At 61.4% G+C, this 25471-nt stretch carries 22 protein-coding genes, 3 pseudogenes and 1 other annotated feature; of the genes and pseudogenes, 15 read left to right on the top strand and 10 right to left on the bottom strand.

The features are described 5' to 3' along the window. Positions 1–73: 73 nt before the first annotated feature. From LB533_RS26470 to LB533_RS26455, 4 genes and pseudogenes are all read left to right on the top strand, one after another. Positions 74–1000: an ABC transporter ATP-binding protein gene (locus LB533_RS26470; RefSeq protein ID WP_224678581.1), complete on the top strand. Its 927-nt coding sequence runs from the start codon at positions 74–76 to the stop codon at positions 998–1000. Next, positions 997–1947 (top strand): ABC transporter ATP-binding protein, encoded by a 951-nt coding sequence (locus LB533_RS26465; protein ID WP_224678580.1) that lies wholly within the window; start codon positions 997–999, stop codon positions 1945–1947. Before LB533_RS26470 ends, LB533_RS26465 begins: the two co-directional genes overlap by 4 nt. Positions 1948–1983: 36 nt before the next feature. Beyond that, positions 1984–2401: pseudogene (locus LB533_RS26460) on the top strand (IS21 family transposase); the annotation flags it as partial. A 264-nt stretch (positions 2402–2665) separates the two neighbouring features. Continuing rightward, positions 2666–2721: a sequence feature (sul1 is cis-regulatory element that is thought to sense ions involved in sulfur or methionine metabolism; They are found in Alphaproteobacteria), on the top strand. Positions 2722–2786: 65 nt separating this feature from the next. Next, positions 2787–4277, top strand: a complete 1491-nt coding sequence (locus tag LB533_RS26455) for a SulP family inorganic anion transporter (protein ID WP_224678579.1) — start codon at positions 2787–2789, stop codon at positions 4275–4277. Positions 4278–4315: 38 nt separating this feature from the next. On the opposite strand, the gene LB533_RS26450 is transcribed toward LB533_RS26455, so the two are convergent. After that, positions 4316–5077 (bottom strand): DUF4336 domain-containing protein, encoded by a 762-nt coding sequence (locus LB533_RS26450; RefSeq protein WP_318012509.1) that lies wholly within the window; start codon positions 5075–5077, stop codon positions 4316–4318. Then, positions 5064–5615: a MarR family transcriptional regulator gene (locus tag LB533_RS26445; protein ID WP_224678578.1), complete on the bottom strand. Its 552-nt coding sequence runs from the start codon at positions 5613–5615 to the stop codon at positions 5064–5066. Before LB533_RS26445 ends, LB533_RS26450 begins: the two co-directional genes overlap by 14 nt. Before the next feature lie 130 nt (positions 5616–5745). Here LB533_RS26445 and LB533_RS26440 point away from each other — a divergent pair, with 130 nt between their 5' ends. After that, the gene (locus LB533_RS26440; RefSeq protein ID WP_224678577.1) at positions 5746–7617 is read left to right on the top strand and encodes a chloride channel protein; all 1872 of its coding nucleotides are present in this window, start codon (positions 5746–5748) and stop codon (positions 7615–7617) included. Positions 7618–7790: 173 nt separating this feature from the next. Here the strand turns inward: LB533_RS26440 and LB533_RS29945 are convergent, their stop codons facing one another. Further along, positions 7791–8168 carry a dihydrodipicolinate synthase family protein gene (locus tag LB533_RS29945; RefSeq protein WP_263487706.1) on the bottom strand — a complete coding sequence of 126 codons (378 nt, stop codon included), beginning with the start codon at positions 8166–8168 and terminating at the stop codon, positions 7791–7793. A gap of 107 nt (positions 8169–8275) precedes the next feature. Then, positions 8276–8341 (bottom strand): annotated as a pseudogene (locus LB533_RS30230) (hypothetical protein); the annotation flags it as partial. Between the two features lie 69 nt (positions 8342–8410). Here LB533_RS30230 and LB533_RS26430 point away from each other — a divergent pair. The 6 genes and pseudogenes from LB533_RS26430 to LB533_RS26400 all read left to right on the top strand — a co-directional run. Continuing rightward, a pseudogene (locus LB533_RS26430) lies at positions 8411–8557 on the top strand (branched-chain amino acid ABC transporter permease); the annotation flags it as partial. Between the two features lie 121 nt (positions 8558–8678). Next, positions 8679–9416 (top strand): Crp/Fnr family transcriptional regulator, encoded by a 738-nt coding sequence (locus LB533_RS26425; protein ID WP_224678576.1) that lies wholly within the window; start codon positions 8679–8681, stop codon positions 9414–9416. A gap of 493 nt (positions 9417–9909) precedes the next feature. After that, positions 9910–10392, top strand: a complete 483-nt coding sequence (locus LB533_RS26415; protein ID WP_224678575.1) for a GntR family transcriptional regulator — start codon at positions 9910–9912, stop codon at positions 10390–10392. A 48-nt stretch (positions 10393–10440) separates the two neighbouring features. Further along, on the top strand, positions 10441–11427 hold the full coding sequence (locus LB533_RS26410) for a sialic acid TRAP transporter substrate-binding protein SiaP (RefSeq protein ID WP_224678574.1): 987 nt from the start codon (positions 10441–10443) through the stop codon (positions 11425–11427). 94 nt (positions 11428–11521) lie between these two features. After that, positions 11522–12070: a TRAP transporter small permease gene (locus tag LB533_RS26405; RefSeq protein WP_224678573.1), complete on the top strand. Its 549-nt coding sequence runs from the start codon at positions 11522–11524 to the stop codon at positions 12068–12070. Positions 12071–12085: 15 nt separating this feature from the next. Next, on the top strand, positions 12086–13360 hold the full coding sequence (locus LB533_RS26400) for a TRAP transporter large permease (protein ID WP_224678572.1): 1275 nt from the start codon (positions 12086–12088) through the stop codon (positions 13358–13360). A 405-nt stretch (positions 13361–13765) separates the two neighbouring features. Here LB533_RS26400 and LB533_RS26395 read toward each other — a convergent pair whose 3' ends face one another. Genes LB533_RS26395 through LB533_RS26380 form a run of 4 tightly spaced genes read right to left on the bottom strand, consistent with a single transcriptional unit; the run spans position 13766 to position 17911 of the window. Further along, a complete protein-coding gene (locus LB533_RS26395) occupies positions 13766–14830 on the bottom strand; it encodes a LacI family DNA-binding transcriptional regulator (RefSeq protein WP_224678571.1) in 1065 nt (354 codons plus the stop codon). 23 nt (positions 14831–14853) lie between these two features. After that, entirely contained in the window at positions 14854–16371 is a 1518-nt protein-coding gene (locus tag LB533_RS26390) for a tripartite tricarboxylate transporter permease (protein ID WP_224678570.1), read from the bottom strand. A gap of 26 nt (positions 16372–16397) precedes the next feature. Further along, the gene (locus LB533_RS30225; protein WP_224678569.1) at positions 16398–16817 is read right to left on the bottom strand and encodes a tripartite tricarboxylate transporter TctB family protein; all 420 of its coding nucleotides are present in this window, start codon (positions 16815–16817) and stop codon (positions 16398–16400) included. Positions 16818–16867: 50 nt separating this feature from the next. Continuing rightward, positions 16868–17911: a Bug family tripartite tricarboxylate transporter substrate binding protein gene (locus LB533_RS26380; protein WP_224678568.1), complete on the bottom strand. Its 1044-nt coding sequence runs from the start codon at positions 17909–17911 to the stop codon at positions 16868–16870. Between the two features lie 212 nt (positions 17912–18123). On the opposite strand from LB533_RS26380, the gene araD reads away from it, so the two are divergent. The 4 genes from araD (at position 18124) to LB533_RS26360 (ending at position 21960) form a co-directional block, all read left to right on the top strand. Next, positions 18124–19863 carry an L-arabinonate dehydratase gene (gene araD, locus LB533_RS26375; protein WP_224678567.1) on the top strand — a complete coding sequence of 580 codons (1740 nt, stop codon included), beginning with the start codon at positions 18124–18126 and terminating at the stop codon, positions 19861–19863. A gap of 16 nt (positions 19864–19879) precedes the next feature. Continuing rightward, positions 19880–20779, top strand: a complete 900-nt coding sequence (locus tag LB533_RS26370) for a dihydrodipicolinate synthase family protein (protein WP_224678566.1) — start codon at positions 19880–19882, stop codon at positions 20777–20779. 24 nt (positions 20780–20803) lie between these two features. Continuing rightward, entirely contained in the window at positions 20804–21514 is a 711-nt protein-coding gene (locus tag LB533_RS26365) for a ribonuclease activity regulator RraA (protein ID WP_224678565.1), read from the top strand. Between the two features lie 209 nt (positions 21515–21723). Beyond that, positions 21724–21960, top strand: a complete 237-nt coding sequence (locus LB533_RS26360) for a hypothetical protein (protein WP_224678564.1) — start codon at positions 21724–21726, stop codon at positions 21958–21960. A gap of 435 nt (positions 21961–22395) precedes the next feature. Here the strand turns inward: LB533_RS26360 and LB533_RS26355 are convergent, their stop codons facing one another. Next, positions 22396–23325 carry a hypothetical protein gene (locus LB533_RS26355; protein WP_224678563.1) on the bottom strand — a complete coding sequence of 310 codons (930 nt, stop codon included), beginning with the start codon at positions 23323–23325 and terminating at the stop codon, positions 22396–22398. 215 nt (positions 23326–23540) lie between these two features. Further along, the coding region (locus LB533_RS26350) for an autotransporter outer membrane beta-barrel domain-containing protein (RefSeq protein WP_224678562.1) at positions 23541–25471 on the bottom strand (1931 nt) is incomplete at its 5' end.

Here is a 25471-nt window from a genome sequence, read left to right as displayed (position 1 = left end):
GGCCTATTGACAGCACATAGGCTGGCTGCGTTCGATACCGGCTGTCGAGAACGAACGCGCCCGGAGTGCTTTGTTGACTGCCAAATCCGCCGCCACCGCTAGCCTCCCGGACGACGTCATATTATCGGTCGAGAAGCTTGAAGTCCGCTTCGGGTCAAGGGCCGCTAACGCGGTGCGGGCGGTTCAGGGCGTGTCATTCCAGATCAAGCGCGGCGAGACGGTTGCATTGGTGGGCGAATCGGGTTCGGGCAAATCCGTGACCGCCATGACAGTGATGCGGCTGACCGAATACGACGGCGCCAGGATCACAGGCGGACGCATCCTGATGAGGCTCAAGGATGGCGGCGCCGTCGATCTTGCGAATCTGTCAGAGAAGCGCATGGAAGGGCTGCGCGGTTTCGAGTTCTCGATCGTGTTCCAGGATCCGATGTCCAGCCTCAACCCGGTATTCACCGTCGGCGACCAGATCGCCGAAGTGGTGACGCGACATCAGGGCAAGTCGTCTCGCGAGGCGCGCGAGATCGCGCTGAATGTGCTCAAGCTGGTGCGGGTGCCGGACGCCGCCCGGCGACTCGACCAGTATCCGCACCAATTGTCCGGCGGCATGCGCCAGCGCGTCATGATCGCCATCGCATTGGCGTGCCGCCCTTCCCTGATGATCCTCGACGAACCGACCACCGCGCTGGACGTCACCATCCAGGCCCAAATCCTGGATCTTGTCCGCGCGCTGCAGCGCGAGATCGGCATGTCTGTGCTTTTCATCACGCACGACATGGGCGTCGTTGCCGAAGTCGCCGACCGCGTCTGTGTCATGCTGAAGGGCGAGATCGTCGAATCGGGATCCGTGAATCAAATCTTCGCCGATCCCCAGCACCGCTACACGCGGGCGCTGATTTCGGCAGTTCCACGGCTGGGCAGCATGGCCGACAAGGATGCGCCCGAGAAGTTCCCACTTGTCATCTACAATGCCGAAGCCTCGCAGCCGGAGATTCCGGCATGAGCGGACCGACAGCAACCGAGAGGAAGCCCCTGGTCGAAGTGCGCGACCTGGTTACGCGTTTCGATCTCAAGGGCGGCTTCTTTGGCGGCATCACCGGACGGGTTCACGCGGTGGAGGGCGTCTCCTTCGATATTTTCCCCGGTGAAACGCTGGCTCTGGTGGGAGAATCGGGATGCGGCAAGTCGACCGTGGCACGCAGCATCATGCAATTGGACAAGCCCCTGTCAGGTTCCATTCGCTATGACGGCAAGGAGATCATCGGGGCCAGACGGGCCACCCTGGTGGGCCTCCGGCGCGAGGTGCAGATGGTCTTCCAAGACCCGTTCTCCTCGCTCAATCCGCGCATGACGATCGGACAAGCCCTGGCAGATCCCATGCGCGTCCACCGCATCGCGCGCGGCCCAGCGTTGCGCAAGCGGGCTGCGGACCTGCTGGCCAAAGTGCATCTGCCTCCGGAACATCTTGAACGCTTTCCCCATGCCTTCTCGGGCGGACAACGGCAGCGCATCTGTATCGCCAGAGCATTGGCGCTGGACCCGCGCCTGCTTATCGCGGATGAGGCGGTCGCCTCGCTCGACGTCACAATCCAGGCCCAGGTGATTAACCTGTTGATGGATCTGCAGCGCGACATGGGCATCGCCATTCTGTTCATAAGCCATGACATGGCCGTGGTCGAACGCATCGCGCATCGCGTCGCCGTCATGTATCTGGGTGAAATCGTGGAGATCGGCGACCGTCGATCAGTGTTCGGCAATCCCCAGCATCCTTACACGCGCAAGCTGCTTTCCACGGTTCCCGTCGCCGATCCGACGCAACGCCCGGTCGGACGCGAACCGATGTCGGACGAGATCCCCAGCGCGTTGCGCGGCGTTGACTTTGTCCCGGTCCGATGTCCAATGAATGCCGTTTCACCCACCCATTTCGTGCGCGAGACATCACCGGCCTGATCGGGCCATCACGGCTTCAGATCGGTCACGCGCTACGGCACCGACGCCGTCCGCCGAAACGCGAAGAGCTGGGCGGAAGGCGCGGGGGTCGGCGATGGCGGACGCCTATGTGCCGCTATTCTTCGCACCGGGCGAGGCCTACCAGTTCGATGGAGCCACGAGATCGTCCTGATCAACGGCGTGACAGTGACCGTGAAGGTCGCCCATATCCGGCTCTGCCACAGCCGCATGATGTTCGTCAGGGTCTATCCGCGCGAGACCCAGGAGATGGTGTTCGACGCCCATGACAGGGCGTTTGCCTTCTTCGGCGGCGCCTGCACGCGGCATCTACGACAACATTAAGACGGCGGTGGAAACGATCTTTGTCGGCAAGGACCGCCAATACAATCGCCGCCTCCTGCAGATGTGCAGCCATTATCTGGTGCAGCCGGTCGCTTGCACACCGGATGCTGGGCTTTTGAGCGCGTCCGTCCTCGATGAGCCCGATACCCTTCCAACGGTAGGCTCCTTGACCGGGCCAAGGACTCAAGTCACGTCATCGTTTGTCAAAGCCACGCCCATGTGCGATTTCCTCCGGGGTAATCGAAGATCAACGGCCGCGAACTGCCTGCCGCTCCGAGCGAACAAATCGAACTGCCCGGCACTGAAATGATTTTTCGCGTTCCAGGTTGTTCAATGTTGCGTTGCAAAAATACTCCACTATAACCCCGAGCATTCGATTGGACCCGGTGAAATTCCGGGTGGCTCTTCCGGCCGCCGATCCGCCGGATCACGCAACAAAAGTGACAGATAGTCGGCCGCCATGAGCGACGGCTTGCACCTCTGCGGATTCTCTCTCCATGGCTACTGCTTCCTCCCTTCATCGTGACTGGTTTTCCAACGTGCGTGCTGACTTGCTTTCAGGCATTGTCGTTGCGTTGGCATTGATCCCCGAGGCGATCGGCTTCTCGGTTATCGCTGGTGTCGATCCCAAGGTCGGGCTCTACGCCTCGGTCGTCATCGCCTGCGTTGTCGCCTTTGTCGGTGGGCGGCCGGCGATGATCTCGGCCGCGACCGCGGCCACCGCTGTCCTCATGGGCCCGCTCGTGCGTGAGCATGGCGTGCAGTATCTCTTTGCCGCCACCGTTTTGATGGGCATAATCCAGATCTTCGCCGGAGTTTTGAGGCTCGGACGGGTAATGCGGTTCGTCTCGCAGTCTGTCATGACCGGCTTCGTCAACTCGCTTGCCATCCTGATTTTCCTGGCGCAGTTGCCACAGCTCGTGGATGTGCCGAAGGCGACATATGGGCTTATCGCGCTCGGGCTCGCGATCATCTACCTCTTGCCCAGGCTGACGAAGACGATCCCATCGCCGTTGGTGGCAATCGTCGTAATCACGATAGTTGGCCTTGCACTCAAGCTCGACGTGCGAACGGTAGCCAGTCTCGGCCAGCTTCCAACAACCCTGCCCAGCTTCGGCGTGCCCGACGTGCCGCTTACTCTCGAGACGCTCCATATTCTGCTGCCCGTGGCGCTGACCCTTGCTGCTGTTGGACTGCTGGAATCCTTGCTGACGGCGCAGATCGTCGATGACATGACGGACACCAGCAGCGACAAGAGCCGCGAGTGCGCGGGACAAGGCATCGCGAATATCGCCTCAGCTTTCTTCGGCGGCATGGGCGGCTGCGCGATGATCGGGCAGTCCGTCATCAATGTCTCCTCCGGCGGGCGTGGGCGGCTCTCGACGTTCACTGCTGGCGCCTTCCTGCTAGCGCTGCTCGTGCTGCTGCAAGACGTCCTGGCCGTCGTACCCGTGGCAGCGCTGACGGCGGTGATGATCATGGTTTCGATCAACACATTCTCCTGGCGTTCGCTCGCGCGCCTGCGTACGAACCCACTGCCGTCGTCCATCGTGATGCTGGCAACGGTGGCGGGGGTGGTGACGACGGGCGATCTTTCCGTCGGTGTGATGATCGGAGTGTTGCTCTCAGGCCTATTCTTCGCGGGAAAGGTCTCGCGGTTGAGCCGCGTCACTTCCACGCTCTCGGCCGACGGGCGCGTGCGGACCTACACAGTCGAGGGGCAAGTGTTCTTTGCGTCGGCGGCCACATTCGTCGAGTCCATCGATGTGGCGGACCCTGTGGAGAAGATTGTTGTCGACGTCAGCGCCGCCCATTTCTGGGATATATCCGCGGTGGGTGCACTCGATCGCGTAGTATTGAAGGCAAGGCGGCGTGGCCGTGAGGTCGATGTCGTCGGTCTGAATGCAGCCAGCTGCACCATGGTCGATCGTTACGCGGCTCACAAATACGCCAGTCCAGTCAGTCCTGTCGTGGCGCAAAATCAGTAGATACGGACGCGTTCCGCCCTTGCTATCAGGCACCGCCGTCACAGCACCCAGCGGAAGGCCCGCTTGAGTTCCTTGACGCCATCCGCCTCGTACCAGCGCCCGTGCGAGATGATCACGCGCTCGGGTTGCCAGTTGATCATGCGGCGAACAGCCGACCGCAATGGCTTCTGGTGTCGGAAGAAGCTCAATCGCATGTCGAATGGGGCTTTGCCGTCCGGATCGATAACGCCGCCGATTTTCATGAGGGCGCGATAGAACCAGCCATGGATGCGTTTTGGCTCGAAATTCTCGATCAAGTCGGTGAGAATCAGGGTTCGTGAAGCGCGATGAAAAAATGCCGCCTCCGTGAGCACGTCGCCACTGACAACCTGCATGTCGATTTCTTCCGGCCAAGGCGTATCCTGGCCCGTCAACTCCATGTCGACGATGACGGGGCGCTTGGCCCCCTTTTGCAGGCCGGGCACCGCCAGGACCGTTGCGCTCGGCAAACGAGCTTTCCAGTCCGGCAGCCACCAATAGTGAAGCGAATTCGGCGCGATCAGATAGCGGATTGGCCCCAACGCCTCCACCGCCGTCTGGAGAGCCGCTGTGTGCCGTACAGGCGAATGAAGAACCAGATCGCCGCCATGAAGCCGAACAACCGTCATGCGGGTGGTGAACGGCACTTTCAGCCAGCCGAGACCAAACTCGATTTCCGGTCCGTCGACAATCCAGACATCGGCGGCCGCCGGTTTTAGGACATCGATCGGCTCGTATGGTTCCAGCCAGTTATGTTCGCGAGAATGGCTATAAGGTATCACCTGATCGTTCCATGCTTCTCAGTCGCCTGAGGGACTCGGCGAGCAGCGGCTCGTGTTTGGACATCTCCTGGAGGTGATCGGCGGCCAGTCGCTCAAGCAGCGCCGCCCCTTTGTCCGTCATGACGACAAGCACGCTGCGGCGATCCGTTGAGGATTGTCGGCGTTCGGCGAGGCCAGCGCCGACAAGCCTGTCCACCAATTGCACCGCCCCATTCGGTTGAAGCAACATCTGCCGTGCGAGTTCCTTGATCATAATGGCTTGATCAGGATGTACCCGGATAGCCAGCATCGCCTGGTATTGCTGCGACGTGACTCCAGCCGCCGAGGCGGCAACTTCACTGAACGCCAAAAACCGGCGAAGCGCATGACGAAATCCAGCCAATCCTTGGTAGGCATTCTCATCCAGGCTTCGGGAGCGTTCATCGGACGGATTCACGCTACCGGCGCCAGGGGGTGTCTTTTCCAACTTGGCGCGCGCACGCGTGGTGCCCTTGCCACGGGATGGCTCCGAAAAAGCAGGAGGATCAGTCGCGGTCACTCTTTTCAATGCCCCCAATATATGTCATGCCATGACATATATATCAAGCTGAGCTTGATACCCAGCGGGTTCGGTTCGTAAGGCCCAGGCCTTCATCCTCCAGTCCATTCTTTTCCGGGGCGCATCTTCTATGGCACGCAGCGACACGGCAACGTCCAGCAACTCGAGAACTGGTGAATCAGACGACGGCAAACCTTCCGCGCAAGATGCCTCGCATCGCGGAGCGATGGAAGACGAAGAAAGCCACCGGCTTAGCCTGCTGGTTCTCACTGTCCTCGCGCTCGGTCTTGGCGTTGTAACCGGCTTCGGCGCGGTCCTCTTCCGGGATTCGATAGGGCTGCTCCACAATCTCTTCTTCAACGGTACGTTCGCGGTCGCATATGACGCGAACGTGTTCACGGCACCCAGCCGGTGGGGTGGGTTCATCATTCTGGCACCGGTGATTGGTGCCGTCCTGGTCACGTTTCTTGTCAACAATTTCGCGCCCGAGGCAAAAGGCCACGGCGTGCCCGAGGTCATGGACGCCATTTACTATCGGGAAGGGAAAATTCGGCCGATCGTGGCGTTGGTCAAGTCGCTGGCTTCCGCCATTGCCATTGGCAGTGGCTCGTCGGTTGGCCGCGAGGGCCCGATAATCCAGATCGGATCAGCGCTCGGATCGACATTGGGGCAGATCATCCACATGCCGGTCGGCCAGCGTATCGTGATGGTCGCCGCGGGTGCCGGTGCGGGTATAGCGGCTACGTTCAACACGCCGATCGGGGGCGTGATGTTCGCGATCGAGTTGATGATGCCCGAAGTGAGTGTGAGCACTTTCCTTCCGGTTGCCATAGCAACCGGCGCTGCGACATTCGTGGGACGCTGGTTCATTGGACAGCAGCCGGCATTTGCCGTGCCGCCATTGCAGGCCCTAGCGACGGATGGCAATGCAGTCGTGCTGCTTGTGCTCTATGCCGCCCTCGGCGGTGTGACCGGAGTGGCGGCCGCCGGCTTCATCCGCAGCCTGCATTTGGCCGAGGACTGGTTCGACAAAATCCCCGGGCGATACACGCGCCACACACTCGGAATGCTGCTGCTAGGGCTCCTGATGTATGTTCTCTTCGTCACGCTCGGACAGTATTACGTCGATGGCGTGGGCTATGCGACGATCGAGAGCATCCTGGTCGGTCACACCTCTGCTGTATGGCTGCTGGGTCTTTTGTTAGCTTGCAAGGCGGCAGCCACATCGATCAGTCTCGGCTCGGGGTCTTCCGGCGGCATCTTCTCGCCTTCGCTGTTCATGGGCGCCACTTTGGGCGGCGGCTTCGCCGCGCTGCTGCAGGCGACAGGCATTCCGATCCCCCTCAGCATTCCGGCCTTTGCCATGGTCGGCATGGGGGCGATGGTTGGTGGCGGTACGGGGGCTGTGATGACCGCCATCACCATGACCTTCGAGATGACCCGCGAATATGACATCGTCATGCCGATGATCCTGGCCGTTGCCACCAGTGTCGGCGTCCGACGACTGCTTTCGCGTGAAAACATCTACACGTTGAAGCTGGTCCGCCGGGGGCGTGCCATTCCCAAGGCGCTGCACGCCAACATGTTCCTGGTCCGCCATGCGCGCGAAGTGATGGATGCGGACATCCTGGTGCTGCAGGCGGAGCACAGCTTCGATGGTTTCCTGCGTGAGCATGAAGCGGAGGGCAGACTTCGTCATGTGGTGGTCATCAAAAATGGCCAGATCTTCGGTGTGCTCCGCGTCAACACCGGGCTGCGGCGCGGGCTCGAAGGCGCACATACCGGTGTCACGCTCGCGGACATCGCCAGCCGTGACTACACGATTGTCGGCGAGAACATGATCGTCTCCGACGTGATCGAACGGATTTGGCGGAAGAACGCATTCATGGCCGTCGTCGTGCAGGGACACGGAATCCCTCGAGAAGATGATGTTGTCGGCGTCATCACCAGGGAGCATGTCGCCAACTCCGTAGCCGACGGCCTGAAGATCTATCCCAGATGACGATCGGGATTGCAGCGAGCCATTTCGCGGGCGAAGGTGGCAAACAGTCGGACTCACCCTCCAGTCGCGGTTTTAGTCGCGGGGATTGGATATGCGATCCTCTCGACCTAACTAGCCAGCGCTTGGCGACGCTCTGCCTTCCGCCGGCCGCAACCGATCTCGAACCAGCACGGCTATTCTTCGCAAGCCCTCAAACCGCCCACGTCATGGATCGGGTCGAGGGGCGCGCGCACGCGTGACCAGACAGGGTCGCCCGTCGTTACGGCCAGAACGGCCTTGACCGCCGGCACGACCGGCAATTTGAGCAATCTTTCGAGAATGCCATCGATCAGCGGGACGTCCTCCCCGCGCACCAGTGTCGCGATCAGTTCGGGAGCGAAATTCGCCACGCCGCTGATCGAGCCGCTGGCGCCGACCCGCACGGCGCGCGCCAGATCTCCTTCGTGGCCGACGAGGATGGCGAGATCCCGGTGTTCCGCCAGCAAAGCGGTCGTCTGCTGCCAGTCGCCACTGGAATCCTTGACGCCGGCGATTGGCTTGCGGAAACGCAAGCCGTAGCCGGGCGACGAGGCTTGGGCCGATGCGCACGCCGGTCAAAACCTGGAATGTTGTAGAGGATGACATCGCGACAAGCCGATCCGACACGTTCCAATACTTCGGCGAACCAGCGATAGACGCCTTCCTCCGTCGGCTGCTTGAAATAGAAGGGCGGCGTCAAAAGGATGCCAGCGCAACCCGTATCGATCGATCGCCGGGCATGGTCGCCGGCGTCCTGCGACGACGGCCCGTAGATGCATTCGACCAGACTGCCTCCTTCATTGTTGCGCTCATCGCCGGCTCCCTCTTCGTCATGCTGGTCGGCGTCCTTATGGAGCGGCTCATCATCCGCTACTTCTACGCTCGCCCGCAGGAGGACCAGATCCTCGTCACCACCGGCATTCGCAGCCGCGGGAGCGGTTCGGTCATGCAACTTTCGTGGATGATTGGGATTAATGATCTAGATTAACAAGTCACCGCAGGATGCTGTGGACGATTGGCCTCTCGCAGTTTGGAACATCGGTATGCCGCTGACCGGTCACGCGATCATGACCAGACTGACGCGCGTTATGAAACTGGACGCGGCCGACCTCGCCGGTCTTGAAGCAATCTTCGAACGCGACGTGGCTGTCAGGAAGCGAGAGGAACTCGTCGTCGATGGGTCGCAGTTCCGGAGCCTGTGCTTTATCAAACAGGGCTACGCGATCCGCTACAGGCTGCTGCGGAGCGGCAAGCGACAGATCCTCAAGCTCATCCTGCCCGGCGACGTCATCGGGTTTCCGGTCAGCTTTTTCGAAAGGTCCACCTATGCTGTCGTGGCATTGACGGAATTGACGTGCACCGTCTGCTCGCTCGATTCCTACATCCGTCTCTGCTACGAGCGGCCGCAATTCGGGCTGGTCTTGAGTTGGCTCGCCGCGCAGGAAGCAGCGAACTCCGCGGAGCACATTGTCAATCTCGGCCGCCGCACACCAATCGAACGGTTGGCCCACCTTCTTCTCGAGATTCATGCGCGCCTTGTCGAGGTTGGACTTGCGCCAGAGACGAGTTTTGATCTGCCCTTCTCGCAGGAGGTCATGGCGGACGCACTTGGGCTGAGCGTGCCACATGTCAACCGGGTCATGCAGCAGCTGCGCGCCGAACAGCTGATCACCAGCAAAGCGCGGCTCATCGCGTTGAGCGACCCCGCGGGCTTGCGACGACTGGCCCAGTATCAGCCGCAGAACCTCGTGCCGATCCCCTTGCTGGAACGGCACCGCTGACGACACAGGCCACGCCTGGCGGCCATTTCATAATTTACACAGAGACGGTTGATGCGGAGCGCAGCGGCCGCTTCGGTATTCACTTTGACGCCCGGCATCACCAAAATCCACATTGCCACGGCGATCTTGTATGTTAGATATGGCAGACTGTATCGACGATGGTTGGCAACCGGATGGGCGCCGATTTGACAGGTGAGCAAACAGCGCCGGTTGTGGCCGCGACCCAGCCGCGGCCCGGTTCCGCCGGGCGGCCTAGCGTCGGCCTTTCTGGCAATGCGCAGAAGATCGCGACCGCGGTTCACAGACGGCTCCGCGGCGATATCCTGTCGCTTGCTCTCAAGCCCGGTATGATCGTTTCGGAAAAGGAACTTTCAGTCGCCTACGGCTCGGTCGAACGCCGGTCCGGGAGGCGCTTCTGCGCCTTTCCGACGAGGGCCTTGTCGAGATCGTGCCGAAATCAGGTACGCGGGTGACGCGGATTCCGGCATCACGCTTGCCCGAAGCCATTCTGGTACGCAAATCACTGGAAGACATTACCACCCGGGCGGCGGCCGAACACGCCAGCGTCAGCGACCTGATGAGCCTGCGCATGCTGATCCAGCGCCAGCAGGAAGCCGCCGACCTGGCGGACGAGGCCGCATTCCATGCGGCGGACGAGGCCTTTCATGCCGAGATCGCCCGGGCGGCGGGCTATCCCGGCATCTGGTCGCTGGTCCAGCAGGTGAAAACGCAGGTCGACCGCTATCGACGCCTGACGCTGCCGCAGCAAGGAAGAATGGCCCGCGTTCTGAAGGACCATGCGGCCGTCCTGGCAGGGCTTGAAGCACGCGATGGCGCCGCCGCCGCCGTGGCGATGGCCGCGCATATCGACCAGCTCAGGCTCGATATTGGCACCATTCGCAGTGTCTATCCGGACTATTTCACCGACGACCCCGATGCCGACGGCGGCTGGAACGCAAGGGAGGCCGCCGGCTAGGCAAAATGTCCGGACAACCGGACCGATTAAACTCAGGGAGGAACCGACATGACCGCCAGACTTTTCGGATTGACCATTGCCGTTTTCGCGGTGATCGCGGCGTTCGCCACCGGGCCGGCGTCGGCCGAAACAGTGCTGAAATGGGCGCATGTCTACGAGACCGGCGAGCCCTATCACATACAGGCCCTATGGGCAGCTGACGAAATCGCCAAACGCACGGAAGGCCGTTACAAGATTGAGGTGTTCCCGGCCTCGCAGCTGGGCAACGAAAACCAGATCAATGAGGCACTGACGCTTGGCACGGTCGACATGATCTACACTGGCGTCGCCTTCGCCGGCTCCATCTACGGTCCGCTGTCGATGACCAACGCCCCGTTCATCCTGCGCGATTTCAACCACTGGAAAGCTTACCGCGATTCACAGCTCTTCCAGGATCTGGCTAAGGGCTATGACGACAAGACCGGCCACCACATCGTGTCCCTGACCTACTACGGCCAGCGCGACGTGACCGCCAACAAGGAGATCAAGGAACCGGCGGACATGAAGGGCATGAAGCTGCGCGTGCCGCCGGCGCCACTGTTCAAGATGTTCACCAAGTCGGTCGGCGCCAACGCCACGCCGATCGCGTTTTCCGAAGTCTATCTCGCTCTGCAACAAGGCACGGTCGATGGCCAGGAAAATCCGCTGCCGACCATCATGGCCAAGAAGTTCTACGAAGTGCAGAGCCATATTATGCTGACCGGCCACATCACCGAATCGCTGGTCACCATCGTCGGCGGTCATGTCTGGAGCGCGATGAGCGATGAGGACAAGAAGATCTTCACTGACGTGCTCAAGGAAGCCGCTTCACGCTGCACCGACCAGATCCGCACCCAGGAAAGCGAGCTCGCCGACAAGTTCCGCGCCATGGGCAAGACCGTCGTTGACGTCGACCGCGAGGCCTTCATCAAGGCGGCGCAACCGCTGCACAACGATCCCGAGTCCGGCGCTGTCTGGACCAAGGAGCAGTACGACGCCCTGCAGGCGCTGAAATAGTCGCCGATATTGCCCCAGGAGGCGGCCTCGCCTCCTGGTCTGCCGGCCGCAAAGCCGTGGCGTGGAAAGCTGCGGCGTAGAAAAGGACACCGCCATGACGCAAGACGGACTGGACGGCGTGCGCATTCGCGTTTCCGAGGAGGAGCCAGATCCTGCGATCGAGCATCATATCGAGGACTGGCTTGCCTTCGCAATCTTCTGGGGCATGGCGATCATCGTCTTCCTGCAGTTCTTCACGCGCTATGTGCTAAACAATTCGCTGGCATGGACCGAGGAGATAGCCCGCTACCTGCTGATGATCATCACCTTCGTCGGCGCCGCGGTCGCCATGCGGCGCGGCACGCACATCTCCGTCGAGGTCGCGCACATGTTCTTGCCCGCACCCGTCGTACGGGTGCTGAGCTTTATCATCGACGTGCTGGTGCTCGGCTTCGTCGGGCTGCTGGGCTGGTTCTCCATCTCGATCACGAGGCTCATGCAGATCCAGACGATGACCGTGTTTCCATGGCCGATGAGCATTGTCTACGGCGGCATCGCCATCGGCTGTTTCCTGATGCTGTGGCGCGCCACGGGACGCTTCATCGCCGGCGCTAGGCGCGGCTGGCGTCCCGACCCGAACCACTCGGACCTGATCATCGACTAAGGGGCGAACTAAACCATGTGGCTCTTGTTCCTGGCCTTCTTCGCCCTGCTGCTGATTGGAGCGCCGATCTTCGTCGCCCTCGGCGGTGCCTCGCTGGTCTACACGGTGTTCCTATCCAACATCCCCGATTTCGTGGTGTTGCACCGCATGGCCGGCGGCGTCGATTCCTTTCCATTGCTGGCAGTGCCGTTCTTCATCCTCGCCGGCAACCTGATGAACACGGCCGGCATCACCAATCGCATCTTCGACTTTGCGGCCTCCGCCGTGGGCTGGCTGCGCGGCGGACTTGGCCATGTCAATGTCGTCGCCTCCATCATCTTTGCCGGCATGTCGGGAACCGCGGTGGCCGATGCCGGCGGGCTTGGCAACATTGAAATCAAAGCAATGCGCGACCATGGCTACGACCATGAATTCTCGGTCGGCATCACCGCCGCCTCCTCCACCATCGGCCCGATCATACCGCCATCGCTGCCGATGGTGGTGTTCGGCGTCATGGCCAACGTATCGATCGGCCAGCTTTTCACCGCCGGCATCATTCCCGGCCTCGTCGTGGCGGTGGCGCTGATGCTCTATGTAAGCTGGTACGCACGCCGCAACGGCCTGGGCCGCGACCAGTCGTTCCGCTGGCGCGCCCTTGGCCGTGATTTCATCCGAGCCATACCGGCATTACTGACCCCCGTCATCATTATCGGCGGCATGACGTCGGGCGCCTTCACGCCGACCGAAGCGGCGGTCGCCGCTTGCGCCTGGGCGCTGATCCTGGGAATCTTCCTTTATCGCTCCCTCACCTTCCGCCAGTTCTACCGCATCACGCTGGAAACCATCGAGACGACGGCGAGCGTATTGATTATCGTCGGCGGCGCTTCGCTATTCGGATGGGTGCTGACCACGACGCGCGTTACTGAACACGTCGCCGCTGGGCTACTATCGATCACCGACAACCCGCTGCTGCTGCTTTTGATCATCAACGTCATCCTGCTGGTCGTCGGCTGCTTCATGGAAACCATCGCAGCTATCTCGATCCTGGTCCCGATCCTGATGCCGGTCGTCAACCAGGTCGGCATCGATCCGGTCCAGTTCGGCGTCATCATGGTGCTTAACCTGATGATCGGCCTGCTGACGCCGCCGGTCGGCATGGTGCTGTTTGTTCTGTCGCGAGTCGGAAAACTGTCGTTCGACCGCACGGTGATGGCGGTGCTGCCGTTCCTCATCCCACTCCTGATCGTCCTGGTGCTGGTTTCGGTCATCCCGCAATTGACGTTGTGGCTGCCCACGATGTGGTATCGATGACCTGTCGAGGGCGGCTCGCTCCGGTCGCGCGTCAATCGAATGTCGTATCGCCCCTCTTGCCCCAGAGCGCTTAAACTCCAGTTTCAGGCTTTAGCCGATGGCGGTCCCGAACGGCTTTGGTTGATAACACCCACACCGTACTGATTTCTGGCGGCGGAATTGCCGGGCCAGCGCTCGCCTTTTGGCTCAATGAGCCGGATTCCAGCCAACCTTGAGTGAACGAGCGCCAACTCTGCGCACCGGGGGATATGTTATCGACGGCTCGGATGCAGCATCGCCGAACGCATGGGGCTTGCTACGGATATTGAGCGCGTTGGCTACCATGTGCGTGAGGTGCGCATCGTCAATTATCGCGGCAGCCGGATACGGGTTTTGAAAAAGAGACTGGTATTCTCCTCTCCCGTATTAGGCAGATTGACGAGTGATAATTTGGAAGCCGAGATCCGTGACCCGTCCAGCGGGCGGTTCGCCGTGGAAGCGCGCCAGGATCACCTTGGCGCCGGCGAGTCCGAGTTCCGTCCGGTCAACCCGGACGGTGGTGAGCGGTGGTACGACATGGGCCGCGAAATCCTGATCCCCGAAGCCGATGACGGCGATCTCGTCGGGTACCCGCAGGCCGCGGACGTTGGCCTCGATAAGAACCCCATGGGCGAGCAGGTCGGAGCTGCAAAAAATCGCTCCATTTTCAAAATTCTTCTCGTCGACAAGGCTTCGCAGAGCCTCGCGACCGCGCGCAAGACTTGCGCCTCCGACGAAATTGATCTGCGCGACGTCGATACCCGCGCGACGGCTGATCTCCTTAATGAAGGCGTCCTTGCGTCTGAGCGCGCGTTCGTCGCCTGCGGAAATCGTCGCTGCGTTCTTGTAGCCGGCCTCGACGACGAATTCCGCCACGGCGCGACCAGTCTCGACATGCGAAAAGCCGACGCAGAGATCGATCGGTGTCTCGGTCATGTCCCACAATTCCACTACCGGTATTCCGGCCGCCATCAGCATGCGGCGGGCCTCCAGCGTATGATGGATGCCGGTCAGGAGCATCGCGTCTGGCCGGCGGGAAAGATGCGTCATGATCGCTCTTTCTTCTTCCTTCGGGTCGAAGCCCGTTTCGGACAGAAGGATCTGGTAGCCGTGCCCGGCGATGCCCTCACTGAAGGCTTGGATCATGGAGGAATAGACAATATTCGTTATAGAAGGCACCAGCGCCCCGATGAGACGGCTGCGGCGGGAGGCAAGCGCACCGGCTATCGCGTTCGGTACGAAGCCGGTCATTTCGATGGCGTTGCGGATCTTCTCGAACGTTGCTGGGGAGACCTTCGACGGGTCGCTCAGCGCCCGCGAAACGGTGACCTGTGAAACGCCGGCCAGACGGCCGACCGTTGCCATGGTAACGGGACGACTGGAGCCTTCTTTCGCCCGCTCGACGTTTCCGCCGTCGTACTTGTCTCGCCGGCCCGACCCGGTTTTTCGCATGCCATTTCCGTTTCCCGCAAGGATCAAGCTTGCTCACGAACAGCTTCACTTATCTTGTGCTGTTTGCTGCGCCTTGCAAGAATGATTGATACCCAAATGGAGCCGGCGATCAACAACCACATCAGAACGGCGATCCAGCTCTTGGTGAAAAAGATCGTCAGGTCGCCGAACGATTCGAGGCTCTTCACGAAATAGATCTCGGCTGAAGGCCCGAGAATGAATCCGATAATGAAAGGGGCGATCTCGATGCCAATCTTCAGCGCCAACCAACCGAAGACACCGAAGATTAGAAGCGTCCACACATCGAACATCACCCCGTAATTGGTGGTGTAGGCGCCGACTATGCACATCATCACGATAAGTGGAAAGAGAATGTGCTTCGGCACGGTGACGATCAGCGCCAGATAGCGAATGGCGAGATACATCATGGCGAACATCGCGAGATTGGCGATCAGCATCGCCACGATTATCGCGTCCCAGGTTTCGGAATTGTTGCCGATGAAAAGCGGTCCCACCTGCACACCTTGAAGAGTGAAGGCGCCGATGAGTAGCGCCGTCGTCGAGTCGCCGGGGATGCCGAGCGAGAGCAGCGGGATCAATGCGCCGCCGGTCAGCCCGTTGTTGCCGGATTCGGAGGCGATGACGCCTGCGGGCTCTCCCTTGCCGAAGCGTTCGGGATTTCGCGAGAAAGTCTTGGCGTTCGAATAGGCGAGGATCGAGGCCGCCGATCCGCCGACGCCGGGCAGGATGCCAACAAAGGTGCCGATGCCTGAGGAGCGAATCAGGTTCCATATCTGACCTCGGAACAGCGAAAACGAAAAGGTCGAATCCTTGCCGATCTTGATGTCGCTGATGCTCTGCCCTTCGGGAACGCCCTGTTGCGCTTCTTCAAAAACGGCCGCGATACCGAACAGGCCGATCAGGACGGGCAGCAGGGAAAAGCCGTTATCCAGCCAGTATTCGAGACCCGGCGGCACCAACCGGATTTCGCCATTGCCGCCGTTCGATGTGGCGTAGGTGCCGATGAGGCTGATGAAGATGCCGAGAAAGCCGGAAAAGACACCCATCAGCATGTCGCTGCTGAGCACGCCCATCACGGTGAGCGCGAAAAGGATGATCAGGAACTTCTCGACATAGGAGAAACGGATCGCGAAGTCGGCGAGCGCCGGAGCGAACAGATAGAGGATGAGCAGGCTGAAGAGACCGCCGAAAAGGGAGGAGATGATGCCGATGCGCAATGCCTTCTCCCCCTCTCCTTTCCGCGCCATCGGATAGCCGTCGAGCGTCGTGGTGATCGAGGAGGGAGTACCCGGTATGCCGATCAGGATGGCCGGCACCAGCCCGCCAGATATGCCACCGACATAGAGACCGAGCAGCAGGGCGAGGCCGTTCGTGAGTCCCAGAGAATAGGTGAGCGGCAGGCAGACCGCGACCGCCATCGTCGCTGTCAGCCCCGGAATGGCCCCGAAGACGATGCCCACGAAGGTTCCGCCAACGATGAGCGACAGGAAAAGCGGGGTGACGAAATCGAAAAGTTCCATGGAGTTCAGGCCCGCGGACGAATTGATCAGGGAAGCGACAGGGAGAAGACGTCGTTGAACAGCCACCACGTCAGCACGGGCGCAATGGCCGCAATGATGCCAACCGGCAAGACCGTTCTGAGGTTGCGCTGGTGCATGAAGAGCAGCGACGTCAACAAAACGAAGGGAAAGGAGCAAGCCAGGAACCCGAAGCCGGTGTTCGGCATCAGTTCGCCGACGGGTTCGAGAAGCAAGAAGTAGACGAAACTCAGCCCAATCGCGCCAAAGAACCGCACCTTGTCCATCTGTGAGGCGATACCGCGCCAATAGGCGCCAGATCCGGCAATGGAGCGGCGCCGGGTGACGATGATCGCAAGGCCGAGGATCGCGAGGATCGCGCCGATCACTCCCGGGAAGACGAGATGGGATGTTTCGAAGTTGATGGTGACGTGGGTAAGACTGCTCATGCCGGCTCCTGTGCAAGAAGGGAAGGGCCGGTTTCACCCGGCCCCGGCCGTCACTTGCCGGAAATCTTGGCGATGATCTCCTTGTAGGCCGCGTTCTTCTCTCCGAGATGCGCGGCCGCTTCCTTCGAGGGCTTGAAATTCGGAATGAAGAAGGCCTGCTTCTGGCGTTCCTGGATCTTGCCTTCGGCGAAGACATCCTTGAGCGCCACGTCGATCGCATCGACCATGCCCTGATCCATGTCCTTGTTGTAGAGGAAGAAGAACTCCTTGTCGAAGGTGAAGTCCTTCTTGCCGTCTTCAGTCACGTTCGTCTTCGGGCTGGTGTATTTCAACATATCGTCTCGAGTCGTCTTGCCCATGCCCATATCCGGGGCTTGCTCGATCGTTTCCGGCCGCGCCGTGATCCAGACAAAGCGCATCGCCTTCTGGTCCGATTCCGGCAATTGCGTGAACTGCTCGTTGGCCTGGATCGAGCCGTTGATGACGTCGGCAAGATCGTCGAACATTGCCTGGTTCTTGTCGGACTGGCTGCCCGTCTTCACCGAGACGATGTTGGCCTCCGAACCGGGCGACAGGATGCTTGCGGCATTCTTCATCGCGGAAAAGCCTATTTCGGAAACCCCGCCGGGTTCGATCGCCACGCGGATCTTGGTGCCGGCGGCGGCGGCCTTGAAGATGTCGTCCATCGACTTGTAGGGTGAATCCTTGGCCACCAGATAGGCATTGCCCGGGTTGATCGCGACCGTCGGGCCGATCTTGTATTTCGTGAAGATGTCGTCGAAGCCGTGCACGCCGTAGAGGTGTGAGAGATAGGCAGAATCGTGGAAGACCATGATCGTCGTTCCGCGCCCGTCGCGTTCAAGCGCCTTGAACGCCTCATTGGCGCCGACGGCATCCACCTTCATGTTGACGCCGAGCTTTTGGGACAGCGCCTCGGCGACGATGACGGAGTTCTGGTAGGTGTCGCCGCCGGTCGAGGACGAGCCGATCACCATCCGGATATTGTGGGGCAAATCCTGAGCGGCCGCAGCCAATGGCTGCGTGAGAAACATTGCCGCGCCGGCGGCCAGGATCATTCTACGGGTAATTTTCATCTTTCCTCCCATACCCAGCCCACTGGCGGGGTTCCTCATTTCATGGCATGCACAAACCCGCAATGAATTCGCATACATTATCTTGTTCGGTTCATTTGCGCCTGTCAACTCTCATGGTCTTCGTTACCAATGACCAAATCTGGACGGGTCCGGCTGCGGTTGACACGAATTAATGAAAGCGCATACATAATTGCCATTTTAAGGAATAGTCGATGGTCCCCAAAGGAAAGAGCCCGGAAACGCTTCGCAGCGCACGCTGGTTCGCACCGGATGATCTGCGCAGTTTCGGACATCGGTCCCGTATGATGCAGATGGGGCTCGCACCCGAGGACTGGGCCGGCAAACCAATCATCGGCATCCTGAACACATGGTCCGAGATGAACCCCTGTCACCTGCATTTCCGTGACAGGGCCGAGGATGTGAAAAAAGGCATCGTGCAGGCGGGCGGTCTCGGTGTCGAAATTCCGACGATTTCGATCGACGAGAGCTTCACCAAGCCGACATCCATGCTCTACCGCAACATGATTGCCATGGAGACGGAAGAGACGATCCGGTCCCATCCGCTCGACGGCGTGGTGCTGATGGGCGGTTGCGACAAGTCGACCCCGGGTCTGACCATGGGCGCGATCACCGCTGGCATTCCCTTCATCTATCTCCCCGCGGGTCCGATGCTGCGCGGCAACTATGCCGGCAGAGCGCTGGGCTCCGGTTCGGACGCCTGGAAGTACTGGGACGAGCGGCGGGCGGGCAATATTTCCGACGACGAATGGCTGGGTGTGGAAGGCGGCATCGCCCGTTCCTATGGTCACTGCATGACCATGGGAACAGCCTCGACCATGACCGCGATCGCCGAGGCCATGGGCCTCTGCCTGCCCGGTGCATCTTCCATCCCCGCCCCCGATGCCAACCACAAGCGCATGAGTGCGGCCTGCGGGCGCCGAATCGTCGAGATGGTCTGGGAAGACCTGACCCCGGACAAGATCGTGACCGAAGCCGCCGTCCGCAATGCCGCCATCGTCGCCATGGCGACCGGCTGCTCCACCAATGCGGTCGTGCACCTTTTGGCGATGGCGCGGCGGGCAGGCGTGAGGCTGACCCTCGACGACCTCGACGCCCTCGGACGGACAACGCCGCTGATCGCCAACATCCGGCCGTCGGGCAAGGACTATCTGATGGAGGATTTCTATTTCGCCGGAGGCCTGAGGGCGCTGATGAATGAACTCGGAGACCGGTTGGAGAGAAGTAGCATCACCTGCACCGGGCGACCGCTCGGCGAAACGCTGGCAGGCGCGGAGGTCTACAACGACGACGTTATCCGCCCGCTTTCCAATCCGGTCTATTACGAAGGCTCGCTTGCCGTGCTCAGGGGCAACCTCTGCCCCGACGGGGCTGTGATGAAGCCGGCTGCCTGCGATCCGCGTTTTCATGTGCATGAAGGCCCGGCGCTTGTTTTCGACAGCTACCCGGAAATGAAGGCGGCAATCGACGACGAAGACCTCGACGTGACGCCAGACCATGTGCTGGTGTTGCGCAATGCGGGCCCCCAAGGGGGGCCGGGCTTTCCCGAGTGGGGCATGCTGCCGATCCCCAAAGCGCTGGTGAAGAAGGGCCACCGCGACATGCTGCGCATTTCGGATGCCCGCATGTCCGGTACATCCTACGGCGCCTGCATCCTGCATGTCGCTCCGGAATCCTTCATCGGCGGGCCGCTGGCGCTCCTGAAGACCGGCGATACCGTCCGGCTGGATCTGCCGAACCGCCGCCTCGACATGCTTGTCGGTGAAGAGGAACTTGCCGCGCGGAAGGCAGCCTGGACACCGCCGAAGCCGCGTTTCGAGCGCGGTTGGGGCTACATGTTCCAGCGCCATGTCGCCCAGGCGAACGAGGGCTGCGACTTCGACTTCCTGACCCGCGATTTCGGCCAGCCGGCCGGCGAACCTGATATTTTCTGACCGAACGAGGAAAGCCATGTCCCACGACCTCGACAAGGCCTTGACCGGGATTTCCGGCATTCTCGTCACGCCCTACGACACGGACGGGAATATCGCGCCGAAACGCCTTCAGCCGATCATCGACCACGCGTTGCAGGCAGGAGTCCACATTCCCGTCGTCAACGGCAATACGGGCGAGTTCTACGCGCTGACGACGGACGAGGCCTGCACCATGGTGCATGAGGTGACGGCGATGGTTGCCGGTCGCGCACCGGTGCTGGCCGGCGTCGGCCGGTCGATCCGCGACGCGTGCCGCCTTGCCAGCGCTTCCGCCGATGCGGGTGCCGCTGCGCTGATGATCCATCAGCCGCCGGATCCCTTCGTTTCTCCGCGCGGAACGGTCGAATACGTCAAGGCGGTCAGCGAGGCTTCCGGCGGCCTGCCGGTCATGCTCTATCTGCGCAACGATGCGATCGGAACCAAGACGATTGCCGACCTTTGCGCCATTCCGGGTGTGAAAGGCGTGAAATGGGCGACGCCGAATTCGATGAAGCTTGCCGAGGCGAGAGCGGCCTGCGATCCGTCGATCGTCTGGGTCGGCGGCCTCGCGGAAGTCTGGGCCCCCACCTTCTACGCGGTCGGCGCGAGGGGCTTCACCTCCGGTCTGATCAATCTCTGGCCGGAACGTTCGATCGCGATCCATTCGGCGCTTGAGGGCGGCGATTATGCCGCCGCCCGCGAACTGATAGCCGGCATGCGCGCCTTCGAGGAAGTCCGCGCCGAGGAATTGAACGGAGCCAATGTCACCGGCGTCAAGGCCGCTCTCCAGGCGGTGGGCAAGGACTGCGGCCCGACGCGGCCGCCGTCCGCCTGGCCGCTAACCGCCGCCCAGCAGGAAAAGATGCTCGCTTTCCTGAAATCCTCCAGGCTCATCTGAACCCACCCAGAGGAAAGCCCCGTTATGAAGCCCGAAACCAAATCCAAACTCATGGGCGTGTCCGTCGCGACGCTGGCGACTGCCCTCTTTAAGCGCGGCCTGCGCAACCAGGTGATCCAGGGCGTCCATCCGGTGGCCTCCAAGGGTCGCAATATGGTCGGCCCTGCCTTCACGCTACGCTACATGCCTGCCCGGGAGGACCGTAACCAACTCAGCGAGTTCCGCAATCCGAAGCATCCCCAGCGCGTCGCGATCGAGACCTGTCCCGAAGGCCATGTCATGGTAATCGACAGCCGCAAGGATGCCCGGGCGGCCAGCGCGGGCGACATTCTGATCACCCGGCTCATGATGCGCGGTGGCGTCGGCATTGTGACCGACGGCGGCTTCCGCGACGCCGCAACAATCGGCGCGCTCGACATTCCGGCCTATCACGCCCGCCCCTCCAGCCCGACGAACCTGACGCTGCATGAAGCCATCGAGATCAATGGGCCGATCGGTTGCGGCGATGCGCCGGTCTTTCCCGGCGACATCGTCGTCGGCGATGAAGACTGCGTGATCGTCATTCCCGCCCATCTGGCCGAGGAGGTGGCCGACGAAGCGGTGGAAATGTCGGCCTACGAGGATTTCGTGGTCGAGCAGGTGAAAAACGGCCAGACCATCATCGGTCTCTACCCCTGCACGAAGGAGGAACATCAGGTGGCTTTCGCCGAGTGGCGAAAGCGGAATGACCGATAGGCGGTTGCGAGCCGACTGCAAACGTCTGCCATTTCACAGGTCTAGGAAGCTTTCGGATTCGATTGGATTGAGCGTCCACCGCTCATCTCAAGCCCCTCAGACCTGTCGACAATGGCGGTATGCTTTGCGGCAGCCCTGCCCCAGAAGCGAGCCGCCGTAGCGCGTGCGGTGCAGATCACTTTCCGGAGAGCCGGCAAGCCTACGCCGAAATGCTCGGGAATGGTTCGATCGATGCCGTCCGGCGCATCCATCCCGAGAAGGGCATCTACACCTACTGGAACTTCTCATACCGGGGCGGCTACGATCGAAGCTCCGGCCTCCGAATGGACCATCTGCTCGTGAGCCCTTCCCTTTCGGACAAACTCCGCAATGCCGGCGTGGACGTGGAATTGCGCGGCTGGGAGAAGCCAAGCGACCACGCGCCAGCCTGGATCGAACTCGATTGACCGCCACCAAGTTAGTCGCGCAGCTCTGGAACCGAGCAAAATCGCTCCTACGACGGGTTTATGGGGTCAAGACATTGGCTGGCATCGAAGTATCCGTATTTGATTGGGGAAGAGCGGCGGTTGTCCTTCTTTTTGGACCAAGCAGTTGGAGGCGAAGGGGCAATCAGAGGCCCATTGCCGTCGGAAGCTTTGGGGCCGTCAGCCGACTGTCCGCTAACGGGACGCCTCCAGTGGATAGCCGCCGTTCAGCAACCGACCCCTTCTGAGACGTTAGCGGACTGGACAGACGCTCCTGAAAGCGGTCGTTCGAACTAGCCCGGTTGAGCGCGCCATGCGGCCCGACTACATGACCGTGGCGGACGAGAAAGAAGTGAACGAGAGCGAATTCGCCCGGTCCCGCCGCGTCGACAGGTCGGTGCTCAAGCGGCCGGCCATCTAGGCCGTCTTTGCCGCTCCGTCGTCTGCTTCCTCGGCATCGACTTCCGTATCTTCCGGTGTGGGTAAGATCTGATCTTCTGGATCGTGTCCCCTCTCGTAGTGGCGGATCAGTCCCTGCATCGTCTCGGTCGACATGGAGCGGTGCGGCTCGGGCCACTTGTCGACCTTGGCGGTCACGGCTTCATAGACCTTCCGGGCCCAAGGAATCTCTGTCATGAGCGGCTCCCCATGCCTCCCGTGATGGTAACGGTAAGCCAGAAGTCTCGAGCCCACGTTTAGTGCGGGAACGTCGCTCGCTATTAAGTTTGCCATCCTGTCGACGTCGATGCCGAGTAGTACCGGGTTCCTCGACAGATCATCGTTCATCATGTTGAGCTTATGGAGTGCGTCAAGATCGCCGGCCTCGGCTTCCTTGACTATCTCGTCGGCGCGATTCTCCAGATCGACCTTTCCAACATCCGCCTGCTTGGCGGCCAGGTATCGGTAGATTTCCACGAACTCCGGAGTGGTGTTCGAGTTGAACCCCAGCCCTGCAGCCGACTCGTGTTCGATTGGCAGGGGGTCGATCTGGTTTGTTTCAAGTGATCCGTTTGCGACCAAATCATCAATGTAGGATTTGAAGAACGACACCACCTCCGCACCATTCGTCAGACGAGTATCCCCCGCCTTGCCATGTTTGATGGCCAGACCGGCGGCATGAAGGATCGGCCCGCGTTTCGTATGCGTCCGCTTGGCAAGCTCGTCCTTCAGTTCCTCTGCGGCTTGGTCGGTGTGAGCCATTGGCCTGTCGTAGCTGTGCCACAACCGCCGCCAGGAGGGTTCCGACCGTCCTTTGCCGAAGCCAAACTGAGACTTGGTCCACGTCGTGAACTCAGCGTCGTTCAGGATGCCGCTGGCTTCGAAGTCGATGATGCGTCGATATTCCACAGGCGGTGACTCGACGGCCAGATCGGCGAAGGTTTCCGAGAACTGTTTTGCGACAGTGGTCTCCTGATCCTCTTTTGGTGGCTCCCAGCAGGACGCTTCTACCCCAGTTCTTCCGATTCATGTTCTGTCGGTTCCTATCAAACACTGGTCCGGGCGCGTGCATCGCCCCCGGATTTTCGATCATCAAATCCCACTGTGTTGCAGCGGACTCGCACCTACCAGCGCACGCTGAAGCCGAGCTTGGCGCCGATTGAATTGCTGTCGCCGAACTTCTCGAGGCTTGTCTTGGCGGTAGCTTCGCCAAAGACGGCGTATTTGCCGTCGGCGAAGTCCAGCGAGCCGCCGAGGCCGACACCGCCCCACAGCGCCTGGTTTTGGCTGACCAGCTTCACGCCCGACACGTCGACATCATAACCGTCGAGGAAGTCGTAGTAGAGGTTGGCGATGCCATAGACATGGGTGCGGCTGACCTGGCCCGCAGCATCCGCCCACTGGTCCTCATAGTCCGCCGACAGGCCGAGGCGGCCGACGAGGCTGTCGCCACTGCCGGGCGACACGGCCGTGCCGAACTTGTCGGTGAAGGTGTCGAAGCGGACGTCGGAGTAAGCAAGCTGCGCCTGCGGGGTTAGCGACCATTTGCTGGACAGCGCGATCTTCTGGCCGCTCTCGATGCTGAGGGCATAGCCGAACCCGTTGTTGCCCTCGGCCAGAGTGGTGCCGAGCGTGGCCGATCGGATATCGCTGTCATACCATGTCGCCTGCGCCTGGGTGTCGAGATAGAACCCGTTGTTGCCGAACCAAGTCAGCGTGCCGCCGACGCCGTAGCCGGTGGCGGCGATCGAGCCGGTGCCGAAGACCGACGAGATGTCCGCCACCGCGGTCCCGTAATGGGCGGTGATGCCGCCAATCAGCACGCCGTCCTCGCTCTCATGCAGCAGGCCGTCGACACCGGCATAGAGCTTCCAGGTCGTTACGTCGTAGTCGGTACCGGTGGTCGAGGTCTTCGGGTCGAGCTTGGCGTGCGCCGCCTCGATGCGGGCCCAGATAGCCTTGCCGTCGACCGGGCCTTGGCCCGGGACATCAGCACCTTCCGGTGTTGCTCCCTCGCCCCACGATCTGTTGCCGATGCGCTGCTGCAAGGTGCCCAGTTCATTGAAGGTCTGCAGCACGCCTTCATAGGCCTCGTAGAGCGGCGCACTCGGCGCGTACAGCGGTCCTGGCGGATTGCTGGGTGTGGTAAGTGCTGAGCGAAGATACCAGTCGCCGTCACCGGGCGTGCTCACGCCGCTCTTGTAGAGCCGGTAGGCATAAGCGCCGCCGACGACGGCCTGGTCGCCCTCGAAGACATAGTCGCCGGCGAGCGAGAAGGTGCCGGCCGAGGTACCGCCGACATCGATGATCTTGATGCCTTCGACCGTCTGCGCGCCGCCGCCGCCGAGATTGGCGACCTTGAGCGTGGTGGTGCCGGCGGTGTCGCCGGTGACGACCAGCCGGTCGGTGGCGGAGCTGTCGTCCCCCAGCACCGTCTCGATCTCCAGCGTGCCGCCATTGCCGGTATAATTGCCGGCGATGGTGAGCGTGCCAGGCACGCCGGGATTGCCGGCGGCGATCGTGCCGCCCACGGCGTTGGTGGTGTCGCAGACCGTGCCGGTGCCTTCGAGGCGTCCGCCGGAGAGCACATTGACGTCGCCGCACAGGCTGCCCGAGACATTGACCGCGCCGCCGCCGATCGCCGTGGTGCCGGTGAAGGCAGAGGAGTCGGCCGTCAGCGCCAGCGTGCCGGCGCCGCTCTTGGTCAACGCACCGGCGCCGGAGAGCACCCCGTCGAGGGTCAGCGTCGTGGCGGCGTCGGTCGAGAGCGTGCCCTGGCCGAGGACATCGATGGCCCGGCCACTGGCAAAGCTTGCGGTGGTGTTGAGCGTGCCGCCGTTAAAGGAGAGCCCGCCCGCCATATCGCCGAGATTGCTATCCTGCGAGACCCGCAGCGTGCCGCCATTGACCGCCGTGCCGCCGGTGTAGCTGTTGGTGCCGGTCAGCGCCAGCGTTCCGGCATCCGTTTTGACGAGCTCGGCATTGCCGGTGAGCGCCGAAGCGACCGTCGCCGTGTACCCTGCGCCCGCACTGGTGCCGTCGCCGACCCTGATGG

The organism is Mesorhizobium sp. BR1-1-13 (assembly GCF_020165515.1).
Taxonomy (GTDB): domain Bacteria; phylum Pseudomonadota; class Alphaproteobacteria; order Rhizobiales; family Rhizobiaceae; genus Mesorhizobium.
This window is presented reverse-complemented; position numbering and strand designations above follow the sequence as displayed.